The sequence below is a fragment of the Bacillus sp. SDLI1 genome (assembly GCF_001553895.1).
In the GTDB taxonomy this organism is placed as follows: domain Bacteria; phylum Bacillota; class Bacilli; order Bacillales; family Bacillaceae; genus Bacillus; species Bacillus siamensis.
The window spans coordinates 606,464-629,180 of the sequence record NZ_CP013950.1 but is presented as its reverse complement, the minus strand read 5'-3'; the positions used below and the strand labels follow the sequence as shown (position 1 = coordinate 629,180).

22 protein-coding genes are annotated in these 22,717 nt (G+C 47.7%); 21 read left to right on the top strand and 1 reads right to left on the bottom strand.

Features of this window, described 5'->3' with window-relative positions; translation table 11 throughout:
* Positions 1-3 precede the first annotated feature (3 nt).
* The 7 genes from rlmN to spoVM all read left to right on the top strand — a co-directional run bounded on the left by rlmN (position 4) and on the right by spoVM (position 6,239).
* Positions 4-1,095 carry a dual-specificity RNA methyltransferase RlmN gene (gene rlmN, locus AUL54_RS02750; RefSeq protein ID WP_016936160.1) on the top strand — a complete coding sequence of 364 codons (1,092 nt, stop codon included), beginning with the start codon at positions 4-6 and terminating at the stop codon, positions 1,093-1,095.
* Between the two features lie 5 nt (positions 1,096-1,100).
* On the top strand, positions 1,101-1,862 hold the full coding sequence (locus AUL54_RS02745; RefSeq protein WP_060962816.1) for a Stp1/IreP family PP2C-type Ser/Thr phosphatase: 762 nt from the start codon (positions 1,101-1,103) through the stop codon (positions 1,860-1,862).
* Positions 1,856-3,799 (top strand): Stk1 family PASTA domain-containing Ser/Thr kinase, encoded by a 1,944-nt coding sequence (pknB, locus tag AUL54_RS02740; protein WP_060962815.1) that lies wholly within the window; start codon positions 1,856-1,858, stop codon positions 3,797-3,799. The genes AUL54_RS02745 and pknB overlap by 7 nt, the downstream gene beginning before the upstream one ends.
* A 15-nt stretch (positions 3,800-3,814) precedes the next feature.
* Positions 3,815-4,705, top strand: coding sequence for a ribosome small subunit-dependent GTPase A (rsgA, locus tag AUL54_RS02735; RefSeq protein WP_047475063.1), 891 nt, complete (start codon positions 3,815-3,817; stop codon positions 4,703-4,705).
* A 1-nt stretch (position 4,706) separates the two neighbouring features.
* Complete coding sequence (rpe, locus tag AUL54_RS02730) at positions 4,707-5,360, top strand: ribulose-phosphate 3-epimerase (RefSeq protein ID WP_060962814.1); 654 nt, start codon at positions 4,707-4,709, stop codon at positions 5,358-5,360.
* Positions 5,361-5,427: 67 nt separating this feature from the next.
* Positions 5,428-6,072 carry a thiamine diphosphokinase gene (locus AUL54_RS02725; RefSeq protein WP_060962813.1) on the top strand — a complete coding sequence of 215 codons (645 nt, stop codon included), beginning with the start codon at positions 5,428-5,430 and terminating at the stop codon, positions 6,070-6,072.
* An 86-nt stretch (positions 6,073-6,158) separates the two neighbouring features.
* On the top strand, positions 6,159-6,239 hold the full coding sequence (spoVM, locus tag AUL54_RS02720; protein ID WP_003154329.1) for a stage V sporulation protein SpoVM: 81 nt from the start codon (positions 6,159-6,161) through the stop codon (positions 6,237-6,239).
* Positions 6,240-6,316: 77 nt separating this feature from the next.
* Here the strand turns inward: spoVM and rpmB are convergent, their stop codons facing one another.
* Positions 6,317-6,505, bottom strand: a complete 189-nt coding sequence (rpmB, locus tag AUL54_RS02715) for a 50S ribosomal protein L28 (protein ID WP_003154328.1) — start codon at positions 6,503-6,505, stop codon at positions 6,317-6,319.
* 258 nt (positions 6,506-6,763) lie between these two features.
* On the opposite strand from rpmB, the gene AUL54_RS02710 reads away from it, so the two are divergent.
* The 14 genes from AUL54_RS02710 (at position 6,764) to AUL54_RS02645 (ending at position 22,682) form a co-directional block, all read left to right on the top strand.
* On the top strand, positions 6,764-7,126 hold the full coding sequence (locus tag AUL54_RS02710; protein ID WP_016936154.1) for an Asp23/Gls24 family envelope stress response protein: 363 nt from the start codon (positions 6,764-6,766) through the stop codon (positions 7,124-7,126).
* A 15-nt stretch (positions 7,127-7,141) separates the two neighbouring features.
* Positions 7,142-8,809: a DAK2 domain-containing protein gene (locus tag AUL54_RS02705; protein ID WP_047475059.1), complete on the top strand. Its 1,668-nt coding sequence runs from the start codon at positions 7,142-7,144 to the stop codon at positions 8,807-8,809.
* A 142-nt stretch (positions 8,810-8,951) separates the two neighbouring features.
* A complete protein-coding gene (gene sdaAB / locus AUL54_RS02700; protein WP_016936152.1) occupies positions 8,952-9,614 on the top strand; it encodes an L-serine ammonia-lyase, iron-sulfur-dependent subunit beta in 663 nt (220 codons plus the stop codon).
* Between the two features lie 20 nt (positions 9,615-9,634).
* Complete coding sequence (gene sdaAA / locus AUL54_RS02695) at positions 9,635-10,537, top strand: L-serine ammonia-lyase, iron-sulfur-dependent, subunit alpha (protein WP_060962812.1); 903 nt, start codon at positions 9,635-9,637, stop codon at positions 10,535-10,537.
* Positions 10,515-12,563, top strand: coding sequence for an ATP-dependent DNA helicase RecG (gene recG, locus AUL54_RS02690; protein ID WP_060962811.1), 2,049 nt, complete (start codon positions 10,515-10,517; stop codon positions 12,561-12,563). Before sdaAA ends, recG begins: the two co-directional genes overlap by 23 nt.
* A 106-nt stretch (positions 12,564-12,669) precedes the next feature.
* Complete coding sequence (fapR, locus tag AUL54_RS02685) at positions 12,670-13,236, top strand: transcription factor FapR (RefSeq protein ID WP_016936149.1); 567 nt, start codon at positions 12,670-12,672, stop codon at positions 13,234-13,236.
* A 13-nt stretch (positions 13,237-13,249) separates the two neighbouring features.
* Positions 13,250-14,248 carry a phosphate acyltransferase PlsX gene (plsX, locus tag AUL54_RS02680; protein WP_007409758.1) on the top strand — a complete coding sequence of 333 codons (999 nt, stop codon included), beginning with the start codon at positions 13,250-13,252 and terminating at the stop codon, positions 14,246-14,248.
* Between the two features lie 18 nt (positions 14,249-14,266).
* Positions 14,267-15,220, top strand: coding sequence for an ACP S-malonyltransferase (fabD, locus tag AUL54_RS02675; RefSeq protein WP_060962810.1), 954 nt, complete (start codon positions 14,267-14,269; stop codon positions 15,218-15,220).
* The gene (gene fabG, locus AUL54_RS02670; protein ID WP_016936146.1) at positions 15,213-15,953 is read left to right on the top strand and encodes a 3-oxoacyl-[acyl-carrier-protein] reductase; all 741 of its coding nucleotides are present in this window, start codon (positions 15,213-15,215) and stop codon (positions 15,951-15,953) included. Before fabD ends, fabG begins: the two co-directional genes overlap by 8 nt.
* An 84-nt stretch (positions 15,954-16,037) precedes the next feature.
* Positions 16,038-16,271: an acyl carrier protein gene (gene acpP / locus AUL54_RS02665; protein WP_003154310.1), complete on the top strand. Its 234-nt coding sequence runs from the start codon at positions 16,038-16,040 to the stop codon at positions 16,269-16,271.
* A 138-nt stretch (positions 16,272-16,409) separates the two neighbouring features.
* Entirely contained in the window at positions 16,410-17,159 is a 750-nt protein-coding gene (rncS, locus tag AUL54_RS02660) for a ribonuclease III (RefSeq protein WP_003154303.1), read from the top strand.
* Positions 17,160-17,260: 101 nt separating this feature from the next.
* Positions 17,261-20,821: a chromosome segregation protein SMC gene (smc, locus tag AUL54_RS02655; protein WP_060962809.1), complete on the top strand. Its 3,561-nt coding sequence runs from the start codon at positions 17,261-17,263 to the stop codon at positions 20,819-20,821.
* A 19-nt stretch (positions 20,822-20,840) separates the two neighbouring features.
* Positions 20,841-21,830 carry a signal recognition particle-docking protein FtsY gene (gene ftsY / locus AUL54_RS02650; protein WP_047475039.1) on the top strand — a complete coding sequence of 330 codons (990 nt, stop codon included), beginning with the start codon at positions 20,841-20,843 and terminating at the stop codon, positions 21,828-21,830.
* Positions 21,831-21,911: 81 nt separating this feature from the next.
* Positions 21,912-22,682: a phosphotransferase family protein gene (locus tag AUL54_RS02645; RefSeq protein WP_060962808.1), complete on the top strand. Its 771-nt coding sequence runs from the start codon at positions 21,912-21,914 to the stop codon at positions 22,680-22,682.
* Positions 22,683-22,717 lie beyond the last annotated feature (35 nt).

Here is a 22,717-nt window from a genome sequence, read left to right as displayed (position 1 = left end):
AAAATGACACAATTAAAAAAGACAAGCATACGGAAAGAGCTGCGGACTGAACAGCCGTCCATTTACTCTTTTGAATTAGATGAAATCAAACAATGGCTGACCGAGAATGGCGAAAAGCCGTTCCGCGCAGCACAGATTTTTGAATGGCTTTATGAAAAACGGGTTTCTTCTTTCGAGGAAATGACAAACCTTTCAAAAAGCCTGCGTGAAAAACTCGAGAGCAATTTTGTGCTGACAACGCTGAAAACGGCTGTAAAACAGACGTCACAAGACGGCACGATGAAATTTTTATTTGAGCTTCACGACGGTTATACAATTGAAACGGTTTTAATGAGACACGAGTATGGCAATTCTGTATGTGTAACGACACAGGTCGGCTGCCGGATCGGCTGCACATTTTGCGCGTCAACACTTGGCGGACTGAAACGGAATCTTGAAGCGGGAGAAATCGTCGCTCAAGTCGTGAAAGTGCAAAAGGCGCTTGATGAAACGGATGAACGCGTCAGCTCAGTCGTCATCATGGGAATCGGAGAGCCGTTTGATAATTTCAATGAAATGCTCGCTTTCTTAAAAATCATTAACCATGATAAAGGACTGAACATCGGAGCGCGTCATATCACGGTTTCCACAAGCGGCATCATTCCGAAGATTTACGATTTCGCCGATCAAAAAATGCAGATCAATTTCGCGATTTCTCTGCATGCCCCGAATACGGAGATCAGAAGCCGTCTGATGCCGATTAACAAAGCCTATAAGCTTCCTGACCTTATGGAAGCCGTCAAATATTACATCGAGAAAACAGGCAGACGGATCAGCTTTGAATACGGTTTGTTCGGAGGCGTAAATGATCAGGTCGAACACGCGGAAGAGCTTGCAGAACTGTTAAAAGACGTGAAATGCCATGTCAACTTAATTCCGGTAAACTATGTGCCTGAACGGGATTACGTCCGCACACCGAGAGATCAGATTTTCGCATTCGAAAAAACGTTAAAATCCCGCGGTGTAAATGTCACGATCAGAAGAGAGCAAGGCCATGACATTGACGCGGCCTGCGGTCAGCTTCGCGCGAAGGAGCGTCAAGACGAGACGAGGTGAAGAGGTTGATTACAGCCTTGAAAACAGATACAGGTAAAGTCCGCCAGCATAATGAAGATGCGGCGGGCATTTTCACAAAAGAAGAAGCGGTGCTTGCGGTTGTCGCCGACGGCATGGGCGGTCATCTTGCCGGAGATGTGGCAAGCAGGATGGCGGTTGCAGCGATGGAAGAGCAGTGGAACCGGGCCGAATCCGTTCCGTCTCTGCCGTCTGATTGTGAGGTTTGGCTCAAAGACCGGATTCATGAGGCGAATGTCAGGGTGTATGAACACGCAAAAGCGAATGAAGAATGCCGGGGAATGGGCACCACCGTTGTCTGCGCTTTATTCACGGAGAAGTTTGTCACTGTGGCCCATATCGGAGACAGCCGGTGCTACCTGCTTCAAGAGGGTGAATTCGTTCAGCTGACTGAAGACCACTCGCTTGTGAATGAGCTGGTCAAGACGGGAGAAATTTCGAAAGAGGACGCTGAGCATCATCCGCGGAAAAATGTATTGACGAGAGCGCTGGGGACAGATGAAACCATCAGCCCCGACGCCCGTTCTTTTGAGCTGTCTGACGGCGATCAGCTGCTTTTATGCTCTGACGGACTTTCAAATAAAATAGAAGATCACGAGATCAAACAAATGCTTCAAGCCGAATCTGCTCCTCAGGAAAAAGTAGACCTTCTCATCAGCAAAGCGAATCAAAACGGCGGCGAAGATAATATCACGGCTGTATTGATTGAGTTTTCCGCAGATGCAAAAGAGGGTGAAGACAAGTGCTAACCGGCAAGCGGATCAGCGGGCGTTATCATATCCTCCGGCCCATTGGCGGCGGCGGAATGGCGAACGTTTTTTTAGCTGAGGACATCATTCTCGAACGTGAAGTCGCAATTAAAATTCTGCGGTTTGACTTTGTGAATGACATTGAGTTTATCAGGCGTTTCAGAAGAGAAGCACAGTCGGCATCAAGCCTTGACCATCCGAATATCGTCAGTATTTACGATATCGGGGAGGAAGGCGATATTTATTACATTGTCATGGAATATGTGGAAGGCATGACATTAAAGGAATACATAACCGCACACGGACCGCTTCATCCGAAAGAAGCGCTGTCCGTTATGGAGCAGATCGTCTCAGCCATCGCCCATGCCCATCAAAATCATATTGTGCACCGGGATATTAAACCGCACAATATTTTGATAGATCATTCAGGGCATATTAAGGTGACGGATTTCGGCATCGCCACAGCCCTCACCTCGACGACAATCACACATACGAATTCTGTGCTGGGCTCGGTTCATTATTTGTCTCCGGAGCAGGCGAGAGGCGGTCTGGCAACGAAAAAATCAGATATTTACGCACTCGGCATCGTGCTGTTTGAGCTTTTAACAGGCAAAATCCCTTTTGACGGAGAATCAGCCGTAAGCATAGCATTAAAGCACTTGCAGACAGAAACGCCTTCCGCCAGAAAGTGGAACCCTTCGATTCCGCAGAGCGTTGAAAACATTATTTTAAAGGCAACCGCCAAAGATCCGTTTCACCGCTATGACAGCGCAGAGGACATGGAAGCGGACATCAGAACGGCTTTTGACGCCGGCAGGCTGAATGAACAAAAATTTTCCGTGCAGGATGATGAGGAAATGACGAAAGCGATTCCCGTTATTACTGACGGCGCAAAAGCCGCGCCTCATGCGGAAACGCCGGAGGAGACGGACGATAAAGAACAGCAGCCCGCCAAAAAGAAAAAACGGAAATGGCCGTGGATTCTGCTGGCCGTCTGCTTCATTTTCATTATGGCGGCTGTTCTTGCAGTCACCGTGTTCCCGTCTCTGTTTATGCCCAAAGATGTAAGCGTCCCCGACGTACGGGGCATGAAGTACGAAAAAGCGGAAGCCCTGCTGGAAAAGAACGGTCTCGAAGCCGACCCTGATATGGCGGACATTGAAGATGAAAAAATCGAAGAGGGATTAATGGTCAAAACTGATCCGAAAGCGGGATCTGCCGTTAAAGAAGGCTCTTCTGTAAAACTGTACAAAAGTATCGGGAAACCGAAAACGCAGCTGATCGACGTGAAAAGCCGGCAGATCGACGACGCGAAAAAAGCGCTGAAGGATAAAGGCTTCAAACATGTCAATATAAAAGAAGAGAATGATGACAGTGCGGCAGGCACCGTGATTGACCAGAGCCCGTCAGCCGGCACCGACATGGTCGCAAGCGATGATGAAGTCAGCTTAACGGTCAGCCTCGGGCCGGCGGATGTTACGCTGAGGGACTTAAAAACTTACAGCAAAGAAGCGGCTTCGGGGTATCTTGAAGATAATGGCCTGCAGCTTGTTGAAAAAGAAGCGCATTCAGATGACGTGCCGGTAGGACAAGTCATGAAGCAAGAGCCGTCAGCCGGCACAGCGGTTAAGCCGGGAAGTAATGTTGAAGTGACGTTTTCGCTCGGACCTGAAGAAAAACCGGCGAAAACGGTAAAAGAAAAAATCAGCATTCCCTACGAACCCGAACATGAAGGGGACGAGCTTGAAGTGCAAATCGCCATCGACGATAAAGACCACAGCATCTCTGATACGTATGATTCGTTTAAAATTAAAGAGCCGACTGAAAAAACGATTGAACTGAAGATTGATCAAGGACAAAAAGGGTATTATCAAGTGATGGTCGACCATAAAGTCGTCAGCTATAAGACGATTGAATACCCTGAAGATAAAGACTGACCAAGGAGGGACCGTATGCCTGAGGGCAAAATTATTAAAGCATTAAGCGGATTCTATTATGTCTTGGATGAATCACAGAACAAGATCATTCAATGCAGGGGCCGGGGCATTTTCAGAAAAAATAAAATAACGCCTCTAGTCGGCGATTATGCCGTTTATCAGGCTGAAAATGATAAAGAAGGCTACCTGCTGGAAATCAAAGAACGAACAAACGAGCTGATCAGGCCGCCGATTTCAAACGTCGATCAGGCCGTTCTCGTCTTTTCCGCCGTTCAGCCGGCGTTCAGCACGTCATTATTGGACCGTTTTCTCGTCCTTGTGGAAGCCAACGGCATTCATCCGATCATCTGCATAACCAAAATGGACTTAGCTTCAGACGCGGAAACGAAAGAGAAGATCCTGTCTTATGTGAAAGACTATCAGGCGATCGGTTATGACGTATATGTGACGTCATCAAAAGAAAACAGCGGTTTAACAGACATTGTGAAACACTTCGAGAACAAAACCACGGTGTTTGCCGGCCAGTCCGGAGTCGGAAAATCTTCGCTTTTAAATGCGATCAGCCCGGAGCTTGAACTGAAAACAAACGAGATTTCCGCACATTTAGGACGCGGGAAACATACGACGCGCCATGTGGAGCTCATTCATACATCAGGCGGTCTTGTGGCGGATACCCCCGGGTTCAGTTCGCTTGAGTTTACCGATATTGAAGAAGAAGAGCTCGGCAGCACGTTCCCTGAGATCAGAGACATAAGCGCCTCGTGCAAATTCAGAGGCTGTCTGCATCTTAAGGAGCCGAAATGCGCGGTAAAGCAAGCGGTGGAAGAAGGAGACATCCGGACGTACCGCTATGAGCATTACAAAGAATTTATGCAGGAAATAAAAGAGAGAAAGCCGAGGTATTAATATGATTAAGGTTGCGCCATCAATTCTTTCCGCCGATTTTGCTTCACTGGGCGAGGAAATTAAAGACGTGGAAAAAGGAGGGGCGGACTATATCCATATTGATGTCATGGATGGCCATTTAGTCCCTAACATTACAATCGGGCCGCTTATCGTTGAAGCCGTCCGTCCGGTGACGGATCTGCCGCTGGATGTCCATCTTATGATTGAAAACCCGGACCGCTACATCCCGGCATTCGCAAAAGCCGGCGCGGACATCCTTTCCGTCCACGCCGAGGCATGTCCGCATCTTCACCGGACCATTCAATTGATAAAAGAGCAAGGGGTAAAAGCGGGAGTTGTGCTCAATCCGCATACGCCCGTTCAAATCATTGAACATGTGATCGATGAGCTGGACCTTGTGCTGTTAATGACGGTTAATCCGGGTTTTGGAGGACAGCGCTTCATTCATTCGGTCCTGCCGAAAATCCGTCAGGTCAAACAGCTGGCTGAGGAGAAAGGCCTTACTGAACTTTTAATCGAGGTGGACGGCGGCGTTAATAAAGAAACAGCACCTTTATGCGCTGAAGCGGGCGCCAACCTGCTTGTTGCCGGGTCTGCCGTATATAATCAGCCGGATCGGAAAAAAGCCATCGCTGACATCCGAAACGCAGAATAAACATGCTGAAAAAGAGCCCGGTGAAAGCCGCCGGCTCTTTTCGTATTTAAGAGAGAAAGGATAATATATGAAGACAATCAATATTGTTGCGGGCGGCCCCCGGGAGTTTATTCCTGAGCTGTTCGCGTACACAGACGGAGATACGACGTGGGTCGGAGTGGATAAAGGGACGGTCGCTCTTTTGGAGGCCGGGATCATTCCGCAGGAGGCTTTCGGTGATTTTGACAGCATTACAGAAGAAGAGCTCCTGCAGATTCAAGAAGCTGCCCCGTCCCTCCATGTGTATCAGGCGGAAAAAGATTATACCGATCTGGAACTCGCTCTTGACTGGGCTTTACAAAAAGAACCGGAGCACATTCGGATATTCGGTGTGACGGGCGGAAGAGCCGATCATTTTTTAGGGAACATTCAGCTGCTGTATAAAGCCGTAAATAAGGACACTGATGTCAAACTGATCGACAGGCAGAATGAGATTCAGATGTTCGGACCCGGCCATTATACAATTGAAGAAAAAAGCAACAGACGCTATGTTTCTTTTATTCCGTTTGCGGAAGCGGCAGACGGCCTGACGCTCGACGGTTTTAAATATCCTCTGGATAATTGTCATATTCCCCTGGGTTCCACACTATGTATTAGTAACGAACTCATTCATTCACGAGGTACTTTTTCGTTTGCAAAAGGCATATTAATAATGGTAAGGAGCGCGGATTAAAAAAGCGGCTTCTGCCATATGCGGAAAAAACCATGAATCCTAAAGTGATGAACGCAGCGGATACGGAACTTATAGGAGGGGACAAAATGAAATTTTATACCATTAAATTGCCGAAGTTTTTAGGAGGAATTGTCCGGGCGATGCTGGGCTCATTTAGAAAAGAGTAGGCCCAAGGAGCTGAAATCGCCCTCTTTGAACGCATAAAAAACGCCTGCCGCATAAAAGGGCAGGCGTTCATTTTTGCTTATACACGCTCAACTTTTCCGGATTTTAAAGCCCGGGCAGATACATATACTTTTTTAGGTTTGCCGTCAACGAGGATGCGGACCTTTTGAAGGTTGGCGCCCCAAGTACGTTTAGAAGCGTTCATTGCGTGAGAACGGTTGTTTCCGGCTTTTGTTTTTTTACCTGTAATAAAACATTTACGTGCCATTTGTTTCCCTCCTAACTGCGCGAAACATCTTTTCAAACATAGTGTCTCAGATGCTTTCGTTATACAATACTTTAAATAATTTACCACAGCTAAAAACCGTTTGCAACTATTGTTTACCTTACTTTCAAGAAAAATCACTTGACATGTAAAACCAATCACATTTCCGCGCTGAAGGCCGCTGTCTGTATCTTTTCTTTTCATAATGGGATACATATAGTAGAATAATGATAACTCTATGCACCTGAAGGAGGAACCTGTGTGTCCATTGAAATGAAGACAAAATACGGACAGATTGATATATCCAACGAAGTCATCGCAATGGTTGCCGGAGGCGCTGCCATTGACTGTTACGGAATAGTGGGGATGGCCTCCAAAAACCAGATTAAAGACGGTTTGTCTGAAATCCTCCGGAAAGAGAACTTCGCAAAAGGCGTACATGTCCGTCAGGAAGCCGAACAAATACATATCGACATGTACATTATTGTCAGCTACGGCACGAAAATATCCGAAGTAGCCCACAATGTTCAGACGAAGGTAAAATACACAGTAAATCAAACAATCGGACTTGCAGTTGATTCTGTAAATATTTATGTCCAAGGCGTACGAGTAACGAACCCGTAGTGAGGAGGATGAGTATTGTCTAGACGAAACTTAGATGGGAGAGCTTTTGCGGCAATGATTCTGGCGGGGGCTGAGACATTGTCTCAAAACGCATCCGCGGTGGATGCGCTGAACGTGTTTCCCGTGCCGGACGGCGATACCGGAACAAACATGAATTTATCGATGTCATCCGGTGCAAGAGAGGTAGAACACCTTGACTCACCTGACATCGGCAAAGTCGGCATCGCCCTGTCAAAAGGCCTGCTTATGGGAGCAAGAGGAAACTCAGGGGTGATCCTGTCCCAATTATTCAGAGGTTTCACAAAGAGCATTGAAAACAAAAAAGAAATAAACGCCCAAGAATTTGCCGCTGCACTCCAAGCGGGAGTGGATATGGCATATAAGGCGGTCATGAAACCGGTTGAAGGAACGATTTTAACCGTGGCAAAGGACGCGGCTAAAAAAGCGGTCGCCTCGGCCAAAGAAGAAACCGATATCATTGCTCTCATGGAGGCCGTTATTGAAGAAGCGGAAGCGTCGCTCAACCGCACGCCGGATCTGCTCCCTGTTTTAAAGGACGTCGGTGTCGTTGACAGCGGCGGAAAAGGTCTGCTTTGTGTATATGAAGGCTTTTTGGCTTCCTTAAAAGGAGAGTCCGTACCGAAAAAAGCGGTTCTTCCGGCACTCGATGATATGGTGAATGCCGAACATCATAAAAGCGCGCAGAGCATGCTGAGTACAGAAGACATTGAATTCGGATTTTGTACGGAAGTGATGGTAAGGCTGGATCAAGATAAACGGACGTTCAAAGAAGAGACGTTCAGAAATGAACTGAGCCGTTTCGGTGATTCGTTGCTGGTCGTCGCTGATGATACGCTGGCGAAAGTTCACATTCATGCCGAAGAGCCAGGGAACGTGCTCAATCTCGCGCAGCGTTACGGCGATTTGATTAAAATCAAAATTGAAAACATGAGGGAGCAGCATACGTCCATCATCAGCCAAGAACATGATGAAAAAAAGCCGGCCGGTGTAATGAAAGAAGCCCGTAAACCTTTTGGGATCGTGACTGTGGCAATGGGCGAAGGCATTTCTGAACTGTTTGCGAGCATCGGTGCCTCACACGTTATCGAAGGCGGCCAGACAATGAATCCGAGCACGGAAGATATTGTTGAAGCCGTTCAGTCTGTGAATGCGGAAACGGTTTTCATTCTTCCGAACAATTCCAATATTGTGATGGCTGCCAATCAGGCGGCGAGCGTGGCTGAAGAAAATGTCATTGTCATTCCGGCAAAAACGGTGCCTCAAGGCATGACCGCCCTGCTTGCGTTTAACCCTGACCAGCCGGCTGATGTAAATGAAGCCAATATGCTTGAAGCCATCCGGAATGTGAAAAGCGGACAGGTGACATATTCAGTCAGAGACACCCATATCGACGGCAAGGATATCAAAAAAGGTGATTTTATCGGCATTTTAAACAGTTCGATTATCGGCAGCGCCGAAGACCGGATAAATGCGGCGAAATTACTGCTGGATGAGATGATCGGGGAAGAAGATGAAATCGTCACCATCCTGTACGGAGAAGACGCGCCGGAAGAAGAAGCTGAGAAACTCGCTGAGTATATTACAAGCGTCTGTGAAGATATCGAAGTTGAAATCCATAACGGCAGACAGCCTCTTTATCCATATATATTTGCGGCAGAATAGAAGGGCTTATCAGGCCCTTCTATTCTTATGCCTTAATTTACCTGCGGCAGTGCGGCAGTGTGCCTGCTTGCCAATTGATAAATGTTCAATTAGTCTAAAGAAAAGCGCTGAATGAAGTGATGTTAAGGAGGAACAAACCAGCATGAAATATAGAAGCGTTTTTGATATTATCGGCCCGGTAATGATCGGCCCGTCCAGTTCACACACCGCAGGCGCAGCCCGGATCGGCAGAGTGGCCAGAAGCTTATTCAGACGGGAGCCCCGCCGGATCGTTGTGTCTTTTTACGGATCATTTGCAGAAACGTATAAGGGTCACGGCACTGATGTGGCGATTATTGGCGGCCTGCTTGATTTTGATACATTTGATGAACGGATTAAAACAGCGATTCAAATTGCTGAAGAGAAGGGCATAGATATAGAGTTCCGCACAGAGGATGCCGTGCCCGTTCATCCGAATACGGCGCGTATCATCATTTCTGATGATGAGGGGGAGCTTGCCTTAACCGGTATTTCAATCGGCGGCGGGAAAATAGAAATCACGGAGCTTAACGGCTTTGAGCTGCGGCTTTCCGGAAACCACCCGGCTATTTTAGTCGTTCATAATGATAAATTCGGCACAATTGCAGGCGTTGCCAATGTGCTTGCGAAATTCTCGATCAACGTCGGACATATGGAAGTGGCGCGTAAGGACGTCGGCCAGCTTGCGCTGATGACGATTGAGGTCGATCAGAATATTGAAGAAGAAGTGCTGGACGAACTTTCAACACTTCCTAATATTATACAGGTTACTAAGATAGCTGACTAAAAAGTCAGGAGGAAAATGACATGTTTCGTAATGTAAAAGAATTAATAGAAATCACTCAAGAAAAACAAATTCCGATCTCAGAAGTGATGATCACCCAAGAGATGGAAGTGACACAAAAAACGCGGGAAGAGATCTTTCAAGGAATGGAACGCAATCTTTCCGTTATGGAAGCGGCGGTTGAAAAAGGGCTGAAGGGCGTCACGAGCCAGACCGGTTTAACAGGAGGAGATGCCGTGAAACTGCAGGCATACATCCAATCGGGAAAAAGCCTGTCAGGCAATCTGATTTTAGACGCCGTGTCTAAAGCTGTGGCCACAAATGAAGTCAATGCGGCGATGGGAACGATCTGCGCTACACCGACCGCCGGCTCTGCCGGGGTTGTGCCGGGAACGTTATTCGCCGTAAAGCATAAGCTGAACCCTACGACGGAACAAATGATCCGTTTTCTGTTTACAGCCGGCGCGTTCGGTTTTGTCGTAGCAAATAACGCGAGTATTTCGGGAGCGGCGGGAGGCTGTCAGGCGGAAGTCGGATCGGCATCCGGTATGGCTGCCGCTGCGATTGTGGAAATGGCGGGCGGAACGCCTCAGCAATCAGCGGAAGCAATGGCGATTACGCTGAAAAATATGCTCGGTCTCGTATGTGATCCGGTCGCCGGCTTGGTAGAAGTGCCGTGTGTCAAACGGAACGCAATGGGAGCCTCCAATGCGATGATCGCGGCGGATATGGCGCTGGCAGGGATTACGAGCCGCATTCCTTGCGATGAGGTAATAGACGCGATGTACAAAATCGGCCAGACGATGCCGACAGCACTGCGTGAAACGGGACAAGGCGGTTTAGCCGCGACACCGACGGGAAGAGAATTAGAGAAAAAAATTTTCGGAGGAGCGCTGAAATCAAGTGAAACACCAGCAGCAAACTAGTATAGCGGAGATTAAGGGCATTGGGCCGGAAACAGAAAAAACATTGCATGAACTGGGTATCTATGATATTTCTGATCTTCTGAATTATTTCCCTTACCGTTATGACGACTATGAGCTGAGGGATTTAGCAGAAGTAAAACATGAAGAAAGAGTGACGGTAGAAGGGAAGGTTCATTCAGAACCTTCTCTTACCTATTACGGCAAAAAACGGAACAGGCTGACATTCAGAGTGCTTGTCGGCAATTATTTAATTACCGCGGTTTGTTTTAACCGTCCGTACTTAAAAAAGAAACTGACGCTCGGTTCTGTCGTCACGATATCCGGTAAATGGGATAAACACAGGCAGACCGTATCCGTGCAGGAACTAAAAAACGGCCCTCATCAAGAAGATAAAAGCATTGAGCCTGTTTATTCCGTTAAAGAAAACGTCACCGTTAAAATGATGAGACGATTTATTAAGGATGCGCTGCAGCATCATTTGGACAGTGCGGCCGATCCGCTTCCTGAAAAATTGAGAATCCGCTACAAGCTGCCCGATTACAAACAAGCCCTGCAGACGATGCACCAGCCGGAGACGAGGGAATCGCTGCAGCAGGCAAGACGCCGGTTTGTGTACGAGGAATTCTTATTGTTTCAGCTGAAGATGCAGGCGTTCCGTAAAGCGGAAAGAGAACAGTCAAAAGGCATCAGCCACGTGTATCCTGCTGAAAAGCTCGCCGCTTTCACAGACAGCCTTCCGTTTTCGCTCACGAACGCACAGATGCGCGTGCTCCGTGAAATTACCGCTGATATGACATCGCCTTACAGAATGAACCGTCTGCTGCAAGGTGATGTCGGTTCAGGAAAAACGGCGGTCGCCGCCATCGCTTTGTACGCTGCGATTCTGTCGGGGTATCAGGGGGCATTAATGGTGCCGACAGAAATTCTGGCCGAACAGCATGCTGACTCTCTCGTATCGTTGTTTGCAAATGAAGACGTGAATATCGCGCTTTTGACGAGTTCTGTAAAAGGCAAGCGGCGCAGGGAGCTTTTGGAGCGGCTTGCTCTCGGAGAGATTGATATTTTAGTAGGGACTCATGCTTTAATCCAGGATGAAGTGGAATTTAAAGCGCTGGGCCTTGTCATTACGGACGAGCAGCACCGGTTCGGGGTCGAACAGCGCAAAAAACTCAAGAATAAAGGCCAGGATCCGGACGTGCTGTTTATGACAGCCACCCCGATTCCGAGAACGCTGGCCATTACCGTCTTCGGAGAAATGGATGTTTCCGTGATAGATGAAATGCCCGCGGGACGAAAGCAAATCGAAACGTATTGGGTGAAACACGACATGCTGGAGCGGATTTTGGCTTTTGTTGAAAAAGAGCTGAAACAAGGCAGACAAGCCTATATAATCTGTCCGCTCATTGAAGAATCGGATAAGCTGGATGTGCAGAATGCGATTGACGTATATAACATGCTGTCTGATGTGTACCGCGGCAAATGGAATGTCGGTCTGATGCACGGGAAGCTCCATTCTGATGAAAAAGATCAGGTGATGAGAGAATTCAGCGCCAATCAATGTCAGGTTCTCGTGTCAACAACCGTCGTAGAAGTCGGGGTGAACGTGCCGAATGCGACGATTATGGTCATCTATGACGCCGACCGTTTCGGATTATCTCAGCTCCATCAGCTCCGCGGCCGGGTCGGACGGGGAGACCACCAATCTTTCTGCATCTTGATGGCCGATCCGAAATCCGAAGCCGGGAAAGAGCGGATGAGAATCATGTCGGAGACAAATGACGGGTTTGAACTGTCTGAAAAGGATCTTGAACTGCGCGGTCCCGGCGATTTCTTCGGAAAAAAACAAAGCGGTATGCCCGAGTTCAAGGTGGCGGATATGGTTCATGACTACAGAGCTTTGGAGACGGCCCGTCAGGATGCGGCCAATCTTGTGTCTTCAGAAGCTTTTTGGAAAGATGACGAGTACAGCATGCTTCGCGCTCAATTGCTTTCAAGCGGTGTCTTAGAAGGGGAGAAATTAAGCTGATTCTGCAAAATTCGGCGGCTTTCAAAAAACAATCATTGCATTCCAATCTATGAAATTATATACTACTATTAGTACCTAGTCTTAATTGTCCGGATGGTGTTTATAGATGAGAAGAAGCAAGAAAGAACGCCAAAAATTATTGCAGCAGACGATCAAATCGACACCCTTCATCACAGATGAAGAATTAGCGGGGAAATTCGGCGTCAGCATTCAGACGATCCGTTTAGACCGCTTAGAGCTCTCAATACCGGAGCTGAGGGAAAGAATTAAAAACGTGGCAGAGCAAACGCTTGAAGATGAAGTGAAATCACTGCCTTTAGATGAAGTGATCGGTGAAATCATTGATCTGGAGCTTGACGGCCAGGCCATTTCTATATTAGAAGTAAGACGCGAACATGTTTTCAGCCGCAATCAGATTGCGCGGGGGCATCATTTGTTTGCGCAGGCGAACTCACTCGCCGTAGCCGTCATAGATGATGAGCTGGCGCTGACCGCAAGCGCAAATATCCGCTTTACAAGACAGGTGAAAGAGGGCGAGCGCGTCGTTGCGAAAGCCAAAGTGACGGCAGTCGAAAAAGAAAAAGGCAGAACGGTAGTGGAAGTAAACAGTTATGTGGGAGAAGAAGTCGTATTCTCCGGCAACTTTGACATGTACCGTTCAAAACAATCATAAAGGTGGAGCATGCATGAGAATAGCTGTAGATGCAATGGGAGGCGACAACGCACCCAAAGCTGTTATTGACGGAGTAATGAAGAGTATTGAGGCATTTGATGACCTTCATATTACGCTGGTCGGTGACAAGACAACGATAGAATCACACTTGCCAACAACATCAGACCGCATCACCGTATTGCACGCCGATGAAGTGATTGAACCGACGGATGAACCGGTCCGCGCCGTACGCAGAAAGAAAAATTCTTCTATGGTGCTGATGGCGCAGGAAGTGGCTGAAAACAGAGCGGACGCCTGCATTTCAGCGGGGAATACGGGTGCATTGATGACAGCGGGACTGTTTATTGTCGGCAGAATTAAAGGAATCGACCGGCCGGCCCTTGCGCCGACGCTTCCGACCGTATCAGGCGACGGTTTCCTTCTTTTAGACGTGGGCGCCAATGTCGATGCCAAGCCGGAGCACCTTGTCCAGTACGGAATAATGGGGTCTGTATATGCCCGGCAGGTTCTCGGAATCAGCTCGCCGCGCGTCGGCTTGTTAAATGTCGGCACGGAAGAAAAGAAAGGAAACGACCTGACAAAAAAGACGTTTGAACTATTAAAAGAAACAAACGTGAATTTTGTCGGAAACGTTGAGGCGAGAGACTTGCTCGAAGGCGCTGCTGACGTCATCGTCACAGACGGCTTTACGGGCAACGTCACGTTGAAAACATTGGAAGGTTCAGCGTTATCGATTTTCAAAATGCTGAAAGATACACTGACTTCAAGTTTTGTTTCTAAGCTCGCAGCGGGAGTGCTGAAGCCGAAGCTGATGGAAATGAAACTGAAAATGGACTATTCTGAGTACGGCGGGGCGAGTCTTTTCGGTTTGAAAGCGCCCGTCGTTAAAGCGCACGGCTCTTCTGACGCACGCGCTGTTTACCATGCGCTGCGCCAGGCGAGAGAAATGGTCAGCCAAAACGTGGCCGCATTTATAGAAGAAGAAGTAAAAGAAGAAAAAACAGATGAGTAGTCTGGAGGTTACCGCATCATGAGTAAGATTGCATTTTTATTTCCCGGACAGGGATCACAATATATCGGTATGGGAAAAGACCTGTACGAACGCGAAGAAGCGTCAAAACGTATTTTTGATGAAGCGGACGAAACGCTTGAAACAAAGCTGAGCTCGCTCATTTTTGAAGGTGACGCCGAAGAATTGACCCTTACATACAATGCGCAGCCCGCGCTGTTGACAACGAGCATTGCCGTATTGGAAAAGTTTAAAGAATCCGGCATCACGCCTGATTTCACCGCCGGCCACAGCCTCGGAGAATATTCGGCGCTTGTTGCGGCGGGAGCGATGACATTTAAAGATGCCGTTTACACGGTAAGAAAACGGGGAGAATTCATGAATGAAGCCGTGCCGGCCGGAGAAGGCGCCATGGCCGCTATTCTCGGCATGGATGCGGAGTCATTGAAAAAGGTGACGGATCAAGTGACGGAAAGCGGTCATCTCGTACAGCTTGCAAACTTGAACTGCCCCGGCCAGATCGTAATTTCCGGAACGGCAAAAGGCGTGGAGCTGGCTTCAGAGGAAGCGAAAAACAACGGAGCAAAACGGGCAATCCCATTAGAAGTAAGCGGACCGTTCCATTCTGAATTAATGAAGCCGGCAGCGCAAAAACTCGAGGAGGTGCTCAGCGCCTGTGAGTTAAAAAATGCGGCTGTTCCCGTGATTTCAAACGTTTCGGCTGACGTTATGACAGAAAAAGACGATATCAAGAAAAAACTGATCGAACAGCTGTACTCACCTGTTCGCTTTGAAGAAACCATTAACAAACTGATTGACGAAGGCGTCACGACGTTTGTTGAAATCGGGCCGGGAAAAGTGCTTTCAGGCCTTGTGAAAAAAGTGAACCGCCGCCTTAAAACAATCGCGGTTTCTGACCATGAAACCATCGAACTGGCGATTCAAACGCTGAAGGAGGAGAATCAGGATGCTTAATGAAAAAACAGCAGTCGTAACGGGAGCGTCCCGCGGAATCGGGCGGGCGATCGCGCTTGATCTTGCGAAAAACGGATGTAACGTAGTTGTCAACTACTCCGGAAGTGAAGCGAAAGCGAACGAAGTCGTAGATGAAATCAAATCTTTGGGCCGAAACGCGATCGCGGTAAAAGCCGATGTATCAAATTCCGAAGAAGTACAAAACATGATGAAAGAGGCTGTCGCCGAATTCTCTTCAATCGACATTCTCGTGAACAATGCGGGAATCACAAAGGACAATCTCCTGATGAGAATGAAAGAAAATGAATGGGATGACGTCATCAACATTAACCTGAAAGGTGTTTTCAACTGCACGAAAGCCGTGACAAGACAGATGATGAAACAGCGCTCCGGCCGGATTATCAACGTATCATCAATCGTCGGCGTCAGCGGAAACCCGGGCCAGGCGAACTATGTGGCGGCAAAAGCCGGTGTGATCGGCTTGACAAAGTCCTCTGCCAAAGAGCTTGCGAGCCGTAATATTACGGTCAACGCCATCGCTCCGGGCTTTATTTCGACGGATATGACGGACAAGCTTTCTAAAGAAGTCCAAGATGAAATGCTGAAGCAGATTCCGCTCGCGCGTTTCGGTGATCCTTCCGATATCAGCAGCGTTGTCACGTTCCTTGCTTCTGAAGGATCGCGTTATATGACGGGTCAGACCCTCCATATTGACGGCGGAATGGTGATGTAAAGATTTGTTTTTAAAATTTCATCCTAGTTTCTCTAGTTTTTTAAAAACGAATCCTCTATAATACTTGAGGGGAGGTGAATTGCTATGGCAGATACATTAGAGCGTGTAACGAAAATCATCGTAGACCGCCTTGGCGTTGATGAAGCTGACGTCAAACTTGAAGCTTCTTTCAAGGAAGACTTAGGTGCTGATTCCCTAGATGTAGTTGAGCTTGTTATGGAACTTGAAGACGAGTTTGATATGGAGATTTCTGACGAAGATGCTGAAAAGATTGCAACAGTCGGCGACGCTGTGAACTACATACAAAACCAGCAATAAGCTGATGCTAAAAGTCCCGCCTGACAGCGGGGCTTTAGCCCTTTAACCGTTCGGTTACCGGCGTCTGACGCTGAACGCGCTGCCGATTCCGTTTACGGCGGGAAGCGCGGTGAACCTGATGTGCCTATGGAGGTTACTATGTCAAAACACTCACATTTTAAAGATAAAAAAAAGTTCTATAAAAAAATAGAGCAATTTAAAGAGTTCCAAGAACGGATTTCAGTTCATTTTCAAAACGAGAAACTTTTGTATCAAGCATTTACACATTCATCTTATGTGAATGAGCATCGGAAAAAGCCGTATGAAGACAATGAAAGGCTTGAATTTTTAGGTGACGCTGTTTTGGAACTGACGATCTCCCAATTCTTATTTGCCAAATATCCGGCCATGAGTGAAGGAGATTTGACGAAGCTGAGAGCCGCTATCGTATGCGAGCCGTCACTCGTCTCCCTTGCCCACGAATTGTCATTCGGCGATCTTGTTCTTTTGGGTAAAGGAGAAGAAATGACGGGCGGCAGAAAGCGTCCTGCGCTTTTAGCGGATGTGTTTGAAGCGTTTATCGGCGCACTGTATCTGGATCAGGGCCTTGAGCCGGTTCAGCAATTCCTGAAAGAGTACGTGTTCCCTAAAATAAACGATGGTGCTTTTTCTCATGTGATGGATTTCAAAAGCCAGCTTCAAGAATTTGTGCAGAGGGACGGAAAAGGATCGCTTGAGTACAAAATTCTCAATGAAAAAGGACCTGCCCACAACCGGGAATTCGAGGCGCTTGTCTCTCTTAAAGGTGAGGCGCTCGGCATCGGGAACGGACGTTCCAAAAAAGAAGCCGAGCAGCATGCAGCACAGGAAGCTCTTGCAAAATTGCAAAAACACCATACGAAACAATAAAATCCCCCTGTATCCCTAGGGGGATTTCAATATGTCTGCGCCTGATATAAGCGGGGGATTATGATAATATTGAGATACTTATACGATAAGGAGGATCTGGGATGTTCCTCAAACGTTTAGACGTTATAGGATTTAAATCATTTGCAGAACGGATATCCGTTGACTTTGTAAAAGGCGTCACGGCCGTTGTCGGTCCGAACGGCAGCGGAAAGAGCAACATTACCGAAGCCATCCGCTGGGTGCTCGGCGAACAATCAGCCCGCTCGCTTCGGGGCGGAAAAATGGAAGATATCATTTTTGCCGGAAGTGATTCACGCAAGCGGCTTAACCTTGCGGAAGTCACGTTAACGCTTGATAATGAAGATCATTTTCTCCCGATCGATTATCACGAAGTCAGCGTGACGAGACGGGTTTACCGTTCCGGAGAAAGTGAATTTCTCATCAATAATCAGCAGTGCCGCCTGAAAGACATCATTGACTTATTTATGGACTCCGGGCTCGGGAAAGAAGCGTTTTCCATTATCAGCCAGGGGAAAGTCGAAGAGATTTTAAGCAGCAAAGCGGAAGACCGCCGCAGTATTTTTGAAGAAGCGGCCGGCGTGCTGAAATATAAAACACGAAAGAAAAAAGCGGAAAACAAACTGTTTGAGACGCAGGATAACTTAAACAGGGTGGAAGATATTCTTCACGAGCTCGAAGATCAGGTCGAACCGCTGAAAATCCAGGCATCAATCGCCAAAGACTACTTAGAAAAAAAGAAAGAGCTTGAGCACGTCGAAATCGCCCTAACAGCCTTTGATATCGAAGAACTGCATGGCAAATGGTCGGGTTTAAAAGACAAGGTGCAGGCTGCTAAAGAAGAAGAATTGGCGGAATCGTCGGCGATCTCCGCTAAAGAAGCGGCGATAGAAGAGACGAGAGATAAAATCCACGCGCTTGACGAATCCGTCAACGAGCTGCAGCAGGTTCTGCTCGTGACAAGTGAAGAGCTTGAAAAGCTGGAAGGCCGGAAAGAAGTGCTGAAAGAGCGCAAAAAAAACGCCGCGCAAAACCGGGAACAGCTTGAGGAATCGGTCACACATTACACAAAGAAAGAAGCAGAACTGAAATCGGCTATTGAAAAACAATCTGCCGTCTTTGATAAGCTGCGTTCCGAAGTGAAGCGGTTAAATGCCCAGGTGAAAGAAAAGCAGCAGGCGCTCAGCCTTCATAATGAAAACGTTGAAGAGAAAATCGAACAATTGAAAAGCGATTACTTCGAATTGTTAAACAGCCAGGCGTCGATCCGCAACGAGCTGCAGCTTTTAGATGACCAGATGTCCCAATCTGCCGTCCAGCAGGCGAGACTGACCGCAAACAATGAAAAATATCTTCAGGAACGAAATGATATTTCCGTCCGCAAAGCGGCATGCGAAGAAGAACTGGCCGCAGTTGAAGCGGATATTGACAATCAGGTCGGCCGCTTTCGCGACGTCCAGACCGCATATGAACAGAAAAAACGCCAGTATGAAAAGAAAGAATCAGCCCTGTATCAGGCGTATCAATTTGTACAGCAGGCCAGATCCAAAAAAGATATGCTTGAAACGATGCAAGGCGATTTTTCAGGGTTTTACCAAGGCGTAAAAGAAGTACTGAAGCAGAAGGAGCAGCTTGGCGGCATCCGCGGCGCCGTTCTCGAACTGATTTCCACTGAACAAAAATATGAAACGGCGATCGAGATTGCACTCGGCGCGGCGGCGCAGCACGTTGTCACAGACGATGAGCAGGCGGCGCGGAAAGCGATTCAATATTTAAAAGCGAATTCCTTCGGCCGCGCGACGTTTCTGCCGCTTACGGTCATGAAACCGCGCCAGCTCCAAACCCGTGATGAACAGACGGCTTCGAAGCATCCTTCTTTCCTCGGTGCAGCGAGCGGGCTTGTCACGTATGATGCGGCGTATCGGAATGTCATTGAAAACCTTCTCGGCACCGTGCTGATCACTGAAGATTTAAAAGGTGCGAATGAACTCGCCAAGCTTGTCGGGCACCGCTACCGCATCGTGACGCTTGAAGGCGATGTCGTCAATCCCGGCGGATCAATGACAGGCGGCGCAGTTAAAAAGAAAAACAATTCTCTGCTCGGCAGAAGCCGTGAGCTTGAGACGGTGACGGCACGGCTCGCCGAAATGGAAGAAAAAACAGCTAGCCTCGAAAAAGAGGTCAAATCGCTGAAACAAGCCATTCAAGAGCTTGAACATACGCTGAACGGTCTCCGTGAAGCCGGCGAGGCTTTCAGAACAAAGCAGCAGGATGTAAAAGGCAGGCTGTATGAACTCGAAGTCGCCGAAAAGAACATCAATACCCATCTGGAGCTTTACGATCAGGAGAAAGCATCACTGACGGAAAGCAGCCGGGAAAAAGAGGCGCGGAAATCAGCATTGGAAGAACAGCTGAGCGAGGCATCCGGACAGCTGAAAGAGCTTGAGGAAGAGATGGACAGGCTGACAAAACAAAAGCAGACCCTATCCTCAACAAAAGAAACGCTCTCTCATGAACTGACGGAATGTAAAGTGGCGGCGGCGAAAAAAGAACAGGCTTGCTCAAGTGAGGAAGACAACCTCAAAAGGCTGAAAAAAGAGCTTGAAGAAACGCAGCTCGCCCTGAAAGAAACACGGGAAGATTTAAGCCTCCTGACCTCAGAGATGACGTCCAGCACAAGCGGTGAGGAGCAGCTTGAAGAAGCAGCCCAACATAAGCTTCACGATAAAACGAGAACGATCGAATTGATCGCCAGCCGGCGCGATCAGCGTGTGAAACTTCAGAGGGCGCTTGATACGAACGAGCTTGAACTGAAAGAGATGAAGCGTCTGTACAGGCAAAAAACAGACATTCTGAAAGATGAAGAGGTAAAACTCGGCCGGATGGAAGTTGAGCTTGATAACCTCTTGCAATATTTACGTGAGGAGTACAGCTTATCCTTTGAAGGGGCAAAAGAACAATATCAGCTCGAACTCGAGCCTGAAGAGGCGAGAAAACGGGTCAAACTGATCAAGCTTTCAATTGAAGAGCTCGGAACGGTCAATCTCGGCAGCATCGATGAGTTTGAAAGAGTGAACGAACGGTATCAGTTTTTAACGGAGCAGAAAAATGATCTGACGGATGCGAAAAATACACTGTTCCAAGTCATTGAAGAAATGGATTCCGAAATGACGAAGCGGTTCCATGAAACGTTTATCCAGATCCGTTCTCAATTCAACGACGTGTTCCGTTCCTTGTTCGGAGGAGGGCGCGCTGAACTGAAGCTGACCGATCCGAATGACCTTCTCAACTCAGGGGTGGACATTATCGCCCAGCCTCCGGGCAAAAAACTGCAAAACTTAAATCTTTTGTCAGGGGGAGAACGGGCGCTGACCGCCATTGCCCTTTTATTCTCCATTTTGAAAGTAAGGCCCGTTCCGTTCTGCGTGCTTGATGAAGTGGAAGCCGCGCTTGATGAAGCCAATGTATTCAGGTTTGCGCAATACTTAAAAAAATACAGCAGCGACAGCCAGTTTATCGTCATCACCCACAGAAAAGGCACCATGGAAGAAGCGGATGTCCTCTACGGTGTGACGATGCAGGAATCCGGCGTTTCCCGAATGGTTTCGGTCAAACTGGAAGAAACAAAAGAATTCGTTCAGTAACGAGGAAAGAGGTTGAAAGATGAGCTTTTTTAAAAAATTAAAAGAGAAAATCACGAAACAGACAGACTCCGTCTCTGAAAAATTTAAAGACGGTCTCGAAAAAACAAGAAATTCCTTCTCAAATAAAGTGAACGAGCTCGTCTCCCGCTACCGGAAAGTCGACGAAGATTTCTTCGAAGAGCTTGAGGAAGTGCTGATTAGCGCTGACGTCGGTTTCACAACGGTCATGGAACTGATCGACGAGCTCAAAAAAGAAGTGAAGCTGAAAAACATCCAGGACCCTCAGGAAGTGCAGTCCGTCATTTCTGAAAAGCTCGTCGACATTTATAATAGCGGCGACGAACAGATTTCTGAACTGAATATTCAGGACGGGCGCTTAAATGTTATTCTGCTTGTCGGCGTAAATGGCGTCGGAAAAACGACAACGATCGGAAAGCTGGCCCATAAGCTGAAGAATGAAGGCAAATCCGTTGTGCTTGCTGCCGGAGACACCTTCAGAGCCGGGGCGATTGAACAGCTTGAAGTGTGGGGGGAGCGTACTGGCGTGCCTGTCATTAAGCAGGCTGCCGGGAGCGACCCTGCAGCGGTTATTTACGATGCCGTACACGCGGCTAAAGCAAGAGGCGCGGATGTGCTGATTTGTGATACGGCCGGCCGCCTTCAGAATAAAGTAAACTTAATGAAAGAGCTTGAAAAAGTCAAACGCGTCATCGAACGAGAAGTGCCTGAGGCTCCGCATGAGGTTCTGCTCGCGCTTGACGCGACGACAGGTCAGAATGCGATGGCGCAGGCGAAAGAATTCTCCAAAGCGACGAATGTGACGGGTATCGCGTTAACGAAGCTTGACGGCACCGCAAAAGGCGGTATCGTCCTGGCGATCCGCAATGAGCTTCACATCCCCGTGAAATTGGTCGGCCTCGGAGAAAAGGTTGACGATCTCCAGCGGTTTGATGCAGAATCTTACGTATACGGTCTCTTTTCTGATTTAGTTGAAAAAGCCGAGGATTAATGAATAAAAAACGAGTATAAAACCGTCCATTTTATACTCGTTTTTTTATACGCATTGATACTCGGAATGGAGGGGCAGTTGTTGGACAAATGGCTGAAAGCTGAATTGGAAAGTAAGATCGGCGCGATAAAACATATGTCGCTGCTGGATGAACAGGGAGGCACTTCAACCGTTCGAAAAATAGTGACCGGCCAAGGCGCATTTCTGCTGAAAAGTTCTTTTCAACAGAGGTATCGGGAATGGTTAAGGAGAGAAGCCTTTGTTTTGCAGAAGCTCACAAAAACTCATCATCTGCCTGTTCCCGTTTATTATGGATTTATACAGGAACGGCACGCCAGCCATATCGTCATGTCATTTGAGGATGGAATCACCTTGACTTCTGCTTTAAGAAAAGCAAAAGGGGATACTGAAAAGAAAAAGCTGATCAAAAGTTTCGGCCAGTTTCTGCAACGGCTGCATGAAACCGAAATGGTACCTGGTTTACAGCCGGAAACAGACTGGCTCGATCTGCAAATCAAACGAGCCGGGGAATATGTCAAAAAAGGACAGGCTGAAGGAAGTGAAGAGCTTTTGAAAGCATTGGACCGGTACAGACCTGTTCCTGTTCAGCAGACAATGATTCACGGTGACTGCACGGCTGATAATGTGCTGGTGAAAGACGGAGAGGTCTGTCTGTTTATCGATGCTGCGGGAATATCGGCGGGAGATCCGCGATATGATGAATCATTAGCGATCCGTCATTTTGTCACAAAGGAAGCATACCTCAATGCTTTTTACGAAGGCTATTGCCGCTATCGTGTATCAAAACAAGAATTCGAGTATTTTAACGGCGGTCTATATGAATTTTTTTAATAAACTTATTATGTAAAAAGAGCCTCATGCTTTGA

What these genes read in the sequence shown, in the direction of transcription:
- plsX (WP_007409758.1), top strand. Translation starts at nt 13,250, where the DNA reads ATGAGAATAGCTGTAGATGCAATGGGAGGCGACAACGCACCCAAAGCT.
- rsgA (WP_047475063.1), top strand. Translation starts at nt 3,815, where the DNA reads ATGCCTGAGGGCAAAATTATTAAAGCATTAAGCGGATTCTATTATGTC.
- rlmN (WP_016936160.1), top strand. Translation starts at nt 4, where the DNA reads ATGACACAATTAAAAAAGACAAGCATACGGAAAGAGCTGCGGACTGAA.
- fabG (WP_016936146.1), top strand. Translation starts at nt 15,213, where the DNA reads ATGCTTAATGAAAAAACAGCAGTCGTAACGGGAGCGTCCCGCGGAATC.
- rpmB (WP_003154328.1), bottom strand. Translation starts at nt 6,505, where the DNA reads ATGGCACGTAAATGTTTTATTACAGGTAAAAAAACAAAAGCCGGAAAC.
- ftsY (WP_047475039.1), top strand. Translation starts at nt 20,841, where the DNA reads ATGAGCTTTTTTAAAAAATTAAAAGAGAAAATCACGAAACAGACAGAC.
- rpe (WP_060962814.1), top strand. Translation starts at nt 4,707, where the DNA reads ATGATTAAGGTTGCGCCATCAATTCTTTCCGCCGATTTTGCTTCACTG.
- fabD (WP_060962810.1), top strand. Translation starts at nt 14,267, where the DNA reads ATGAGTAAGATTGCATTTTTATTTCCCGGACAGGGATCACAATATATC.
- spoVM (WP_003154329.1), top strand. Translation starts at nt 6,159, where the DNA reads ATGAAATTTTATACCATTAAATTGCCGAAGTTTTTAGGAGGAATTGTC.
- sdaAB (WP_016936152.1), top strand. Translation starts at nt 8,952, where the DNA reads ATGAAATATAGAAGCGTTTTTGATATTATCGGCCCGGTAATGATCGGC.
- acpP (WP_003154310.1), top strand. Translation starts at nt 16,038, where the DNA reads ATGGCAGATACATTAGAGCGTGTAACGAAAATCATCGTAGACCGCCTT.
- sdaAA (WP_060962812.1), top strand. Translation starts at nt 9,635, where the DNA reads ATGTTTCGTAATGTAAAAGAATTAATAGAAATCACTCAAGAAAAACAA.
- AUL54_RS02725 (WP_060962813.1), top strand. Translation starts at nt 5,428, where the DNA reads ATGAAGACAATCAATATTGTTGCGGGCGGCCCCCGGGAGTTTATTCCT.
- rncS (WP_003154303.1), top strand. Translation starts at nt 16,410, where the DNA reads ATGTCAAAACACTCACATTTTAAAGATAAAAAAAAGTTCTATAAAAAA.
- smc (WP_060962809.1), top strand. Translation starts at nt 17,261, where the DNA reads ATGTTCCTCAAACGTTTAGACGTTATAGGATTTAAATCATTTGCAGAA.
- fapR (WP_016936149.1), top strand. Translation starts at nt 12,670, where the DNA reads ATGAGAAGAAGCAAGAAAGAACGCCAAAAATTATTGCAGCAGACGATC.